The organism is Mixta sp. BE291, from assembly GCF_031457955.1.
Classification (GTDB): Bacteria; Pseudomonadota; Gammaproteobacteria; order Enterobacterales; family Enterobacteriaceae; genus Mixta.
The window spans coordinates 1-4,504 of sequence record NZ_JAVDXN010000017.1 but is presented as its reverse complement, the minus strand read 5'-3'; the positions used below and the strand labels follow the sequence as shown (position 1 = coordinate 4,504).

Below are 4,504 nucleotides of genomic sequence, written 5' to 3'. Positions count from 1 at the left end.
ATATCGTTTGAGCTATCCTGGGCGGATATGTTGAGGTATGCAAAAGCTGCATCTTTTGCGGGATCTTTGGTAGCAATTGGTTGTTGGTGGATCTATTACCAACACTATAGAAAAAACAGATAGAGTGAATTTCTCAGCCATTTAAGCTGGGATAGATGAAAGTTTTTATAAGGAGCAGCAGCGGCTGCGGGAAGCGCAGCTGATAAGCGAGACTGGCAGCCAGGTGGCAGATATCGCAAGGACGCAGGGAGATATCAACGGGCTTAATGCGGCAAAAGAGAAGTATGGCCCGCTGAATGAGAACGCTACCGAGAAAGAGCGTGCGGCGTATCTGGACAAGTTGCGCAACTCTGATGAATACAAAGCCGAGATGCAGAAGTTCGGCACCGGCAGCAGTATCCAGCAAGGGATCCAGGCAGTCACGGCGGCGGTACAAGGTCTGGCGGGTGGTGATATCGCTAAAGCTATAGCGGGTGGTTCCGCGCCCTATCTGGCTGAAGTGATCCATAATATGACCACCGATCCGGCAACGGGCAAGGTTAACACCGAAGCGAACCTGATGGCTCATGCCGTTCTGGGTGCCGTGGTGGCTCAGGTGCAGGGTAGCAGCGCACTGGCAGGCGCTTCCGGCGCGGTGATGGGTGAGTTTATCGCGCAGCAACTGTATCCGGGCGTGGACAGGGACAAACTGAGTGAGGATCAGAAACAGACCATCAGCGCATTAGGCACACTGGCGGCAGGTCTGGCGGGCGGCGTTGTCGGTGACAGCACGGCGGATGCGGTTGCGGGGGCGCAGGCGGGTAAGAATGCGTCGGAGAACAACAACCTTAATCTTGGCGGGCTGGGAAGTTACGGTCAGGCAGCCTCAACGCTGGGGATTTCAATGATGGCAGCCGGAGCGAGTGCAGAAGAAATCAGTACGGCACTGAGTAAAAATGCGCAGGGAGACTTACCGGAAAGTGCAAATATAACCAAAGTGATAGTGGATGGTTATAAGAATGGAGCATTGATAGCGGGAGCGGGTTATCTGGGACCGGTAGCTTCGGCGGGTAAAATGGTGGCGGGTTCGGTGATAGGGGCTATCGCTAACGGAACGTATCAGTGGTTTGATATGAATCAGCCGGGTAATGAAAATAAAACGTATGACTACTGGAGTACGACGGCAATGGCAGTCACAGGTGCGCTGGCACCGGGGCGCGGAATCGGGGAGAACGTGAGTATTGCCGCAGGGGCTGCGGTGTTTACCGATGGGCCAGATGTGGTAGCTGTTAGTGGTGCTACGGTTGGAGCGCTGGCCGGGGGGGACTTTGGGAAATATGTACCTGTTGGAGTCAATAAAATAACAGGCGAAAGTAATATACCTGATTTTGTTTATGATGTTATCGGGACCGGGGGTTCTGAGTTTGTCAATGGATTTACCAAAGAAGCATTAAGTTCAGCACCAACAAAGAAGCCTCAAGAAGAGGTTTATGATAAATGATTAACTACCTGAAACTTTTAGTTTATTCATGTGTCTTTTGTTGCATTGTCTACTTTCTCTTAGGAGGTGGAGTGTCTTTAATTATTTACCTTACTAAGGGGTACTTCTTTTACTCATTAGAACAAGTAAAAAGAACCGTATTTTTTGGAAGCGTATCTGGAATTGCAATTACCTTGGCGGCCATAGTGTTTAGGAGCATTGATAAATATAAAAACCTTAAAACTCCCCCTTCCGACTCCGAATAACCAGAGCAAATTTATGTCAAGCAGAAGGAGCAGAACTGGCTGAAGGCGGCGCAGCTGATAAGCGAGATTGGCAGCCAGGTCGCAGATATCGCCCGGACGCAGGGGAAAATAATCGCAACGAAGGCCGCAAATGAAAAGATGGCCAGCGCCACGCAGGCTGACCGTGACAGGGCGCTGGCGGAGCTGAAAAAGCAGGACCCGACGAAGCGGTACAGTGATGATGACATCACAGGTCAGGTTTACAGCGGCTTCTATAACCAGGCGCTCAGCGAGAGTAAGTCAGGCACCGGCGGCGCCGTACAGCAGGCCATTCAGGCGGCGACGGCGGCGATACAGGGGCTGGCGGGCGGTAACCTCGGGCAGGCGGTGAGCGGCGCGGCGGCGCCATATCTGGCAGAGCAGATCCACCGGCTGACGGAAGGCAACCCGGAAGCGCAGGCGATGGCGCATGCGGTGGTTGGGGCGGTAGTGGCGCAGGCATCGGGCAACAGCGCGCTGGCCGGTGCGGCCGGGGCGGTGAGCGGTGAAGTGATGGCGCAGCTGATGATGGAAAAGCTGTATCCGGGTAAGAAAGTCAGCGAGCTGACGGAAACGGAGAAGCAGACCCTCAGCGCGCTGGGTACACTGGCGGCGGGCCTTGCGGGCGGCCTTGCGGGTAACAGCACGGCGGACGTGCTAGCCGGAGCGCAGATTGGGAAGAATGCGGTGGAGAATAATCTCTTTGGCGGAACGGAAGCTGGACAGGAGCAATTCGCAAAAGGTCAGGGTAAAGATTTACTGTCATGTGTAGAAAATTCCACAGGTCTCGCCTGCCAGCGCGGAGAAGCAGTTAACAAGGCAATTGTGGGGGCAATGGCAACTGGAGGTGTGACATTGTTGCCTGGTGCCGCGCAGGCTATGTGGGGGCTTGGGTCTGCAGCTAATGCAGGTATGCAATATGCAGGCACAGGAGAAATCAATCCGGTTAACACTGTGGTGGCAGGCTGGATAAATGTGGCAACAATGGGTAGCGGCTGGAAAGCAGCTGTAGGCTGGAACGCCGCCGGGGGCGCACTGACCAATCAAATTAATGGTGATAACCCGATAACAGGGGCGATAACCACAGGGATAGGTGCTGGCTTGGGATTCGGAGTAGGTAATTATATATTTAAACCAGTAGCCAACACGACGGGTAAGTGGTTAACCGGCGGCTGGGATCCGAAATTTAATCCTGAATTGTTAAAGTATACAGAAGTTAAAGGGCAGTTTGGGATCTCAAAAGAGATGCTGCCAAATAAAATCCCTGGAGCTATTGGTAATGTTAGTGGTTCCTTTAGTTCTGAATATGGAAGTTATGAAGCTCAAAAAATTATAGACAAGGTGATCAAGTGAATTACCAAACTAAAAAGTTAAGAAAAGAGTTGATTTTGAGTGTCTGCATATTTTTTTCTTGTTTGTTTTCAGTGGTTATAACGGGTTTTTTAGTAAAGTTGTTTTTTGTATTTATATTATGGATTATAGGTGAAGAATTTTCTCTGACATGTAATGATATTTTACATGGACTCAAAATTGGTATTGTTGGCGGGGCCATATGCAGTGGAGGAATAATTCTATTCCGTTTTTTTAGAGTGAGATTTTTTTAATCTGAAAATGGCACATTCCAGGTATTGTGGCACCATATATTGTTGAGAATAATACGCTGGGTGCAATGGTTGGCTCAGGTCTGGGATTCTGGTTAGGGAAAACACCAAATGTCACGGCAGAGGTTAAAGCGAAAATGGCTGGCGATATAGCGAAGGGAAATGCGATTGTCTCAGCAGAACTTGCCGGAACCGTGGGGCTGGGCGTATTACCGAAAGGGGCGCAGGTAACAGCAGTAATCGGTGGTGGCGCTAATACTATTATTCAATATATCGTCAATGGTGAAGTGAACTATACCGATGCGCTGATAGCCAGTTGGGTTGGCGCGGCCACATCGAATACCGGATTGTCAGGAACAGTCAGCTGGAATGCAGCAGGTGGAGCCACTTCAAACTATATTAAAGGAGATGATCCGTTATCAGGGGCAATTATAAGTGGTGGTTCTGCTGGAATAGGATATGGGTTAGGTCAGGCAGTAAAAGGGCCCATTGATAAAGTAATCAATCCTAATTGGAAAAACTGGGATTGGGTTGACATGGGGATGAGCAAAGCAATGCCCTTAGACCCCCGCCCTGCTGTGATAGGAAATATTATCTCCTCTGGTTCAACAGAAGGTATTGGACAGGGCGGCCCTAAAGTCATTAGCTCCTCAAAAGAAAGAGAGAAATGATGCGTAACATTCTCAGATTAATTACTACTGTATTGCTTGTTATATTAATCGTCACCATTGGGATTTTTATTAGTCGAGTATTGTTCTATTCTATTGAAACCAGAAGCTTTAACATGCCGTTAATTAAAATATTAAAGATTAGTCTTAAAGCTGGTGTGGCAGGAGGATTAGCAGGTGGTGTAGGCATTTATCTTATTCCTTATTTTGCTACAAAAATACCCAAGCGATAATATAGATATAGTTGAATCTCAGTTTTCGAGCCGGGATTGTAGTTGAGAATAACTCGTTAGCCCCTATGCTTGCTGCAGCGAATAAGCGAAAACCCGGCGCCACGGCAAATTACGAATCAGGAACACAGGAAGCCATCAGGGAAGCCTGTAGCGGAGGAACACCGGTATCCTGTAAGACGGCAATGGCGGCGGTTGGGAGCGCAATAGCCTGGCCGTTTTTGCCGGGAGCGACCGCAGCAACCAGCCTGATAGGTGCGGG

Annotated in this window: 4 protein-coding genes; all 4 read left to right on the top strand. The window is 49.7% G+C overall.

From position 1 onward, the window contains the following. Window positions 1-223 precede the first annotated feature (223 nt). The 4 genes from J2X14_RS20945 to J2X14_RS20930 all read left to right on the top strand — a co-directional run bounded on the left by J2X14_RS20945 (window position 224) and on the right by J2X14_RS20930 (window position 4,245). On the top strand, window positions 224-1,480 hold the full coding sequence (locus J2X14_RS20945; RefSeq protein WP_352413071.1) for a VENN motif pre-toxin domain-containing protein: 1,257 nt from the start codon (window positions 224-226) through the stop codon (window positions 1,478-1,480). Window positions 1,481-1,863: 383 nt separating this feature from the next. Next, window positions 1,864-3,096, top strand: a complete 1,233-nt coding sequence (locus tag J2X14_RS20940) for a VENN motif pre-toxin domain-containing protein (protein WP_352413070.1) — start codon at window positions 1,864-1,866, stop codon at window positions 3,094-3,096. 277 nt (window positions 3,097-3,373) lie between these two features. Next, entirely contained in the window at window positions 3,374-4,015 is a 642-nt protein-coding gene (locus J2X14_RS20935; protein ID WP_352413069.1) for a hypothetical protein, read from the top strand. Continuing rightward, window positions 4,012-4,245 (top strand): hypothetical protein, encoded by a 234-nt coding sequence (locus tag J2X14_RS20930; RefSeq protein ID WP_352413068.1) that lies wholly within the window; start codon window positions 4,012-4,014, stop codon window positions 4,243-4,245. The genes J2X14_RS20935 and J2X14_RS20930 overlap by 4 nt, the downstream gene beginning before the upstream one ends. The last annotated feature ends 259 nt before the right edge of the window (window positions 4,246-4,504 follow it).

What these genes read in the sequence shown, in the direction of transcription:
- J2X14_RS20930 (WP_352413068.1), top strand. Translation starts at nt 4,012, where the DNA reads ATGATGCGTAACATTCTCAGATTAATTACTACTGTATTGCTTGTTATA.
- J2X14_RS20940 (WP_352413070.1), top strand. Translation starts at nt 1,864, where the DNA reads ATGGCCAGCGCCACGCAGGCTGACCGTGACAGGGCGCTGGCGGAGCTG.